This is a genomic window from Mesorhizobium sp. M2A.F.Ca.ET.039.01.1.1 (assembly GCF_003998035.1).
Taxonomy (GTDB): domain Bacteria; phylum Pseudomonadota; class Alphaproteobacteria; order Rhizobiales; family Rhizobiaceae; genus Mesorhizobium.
Genome location: NZ_RZRY01001510.1, coordinates 1 through 478 on the forward strand (window position 1 = coordinate 1; position 478 = coordinate 478).

Sequence of the window (478 nt, forward strand, 5' to 3'; positions counted from 1 at the left end):
GGCAAGAGCGGGCGCCGCCGCCAGCCTGGAAATGAACGCATCCTGGCGGCGGCGGGCTGCCCTGGCGGCCTGGTTCCTCAGCATCGGAATCCTGCCGCGGCGCATGGGCAATGCGGTGCTGGCATGGAAGCTGGTCGCGTCGTCCCGGCCGGCGGTTCTCACGCGGCTGTCGAAAACCATCCGTCGCGTGACGAACTAGGTTCGCGACACAGGGATTTTGAAAGGTTGCTGTTTGTCTTGGCGCAAGATTTTCCATTCATTTGCGTGAAATCAGCGCAAACGCTGGAGATTGGTTGAAGCCGCCCCAACCTCGTCATTCTATGGCGGAGCAAGGAGCGAAGCGACGCGGCGCAGACCATAGAATCCATGCCGTGACTTGAACGCGGCGCCACGGTGCAGAATTCTGCTCCGTTGCACGCCTTGGCGAAGGTAACGGCATGGATTCCAGGGTCTTCGCGACGGAGCTTCGCTCCTGCTC

General features: G+C 61.7%; 1 pseudogene. It reads left to right on the forward strand.

Annotation, left to right across the window (positions count from 1 at the left end):
• Window positions 1–199, forward strand: a pseudogene (locus tag EOA24_RS40695) (glycosyltransferase family 2 protein); the annotation flags it as partial.
• Window positions 200–478: the final 279 nt, after the last annotated feature.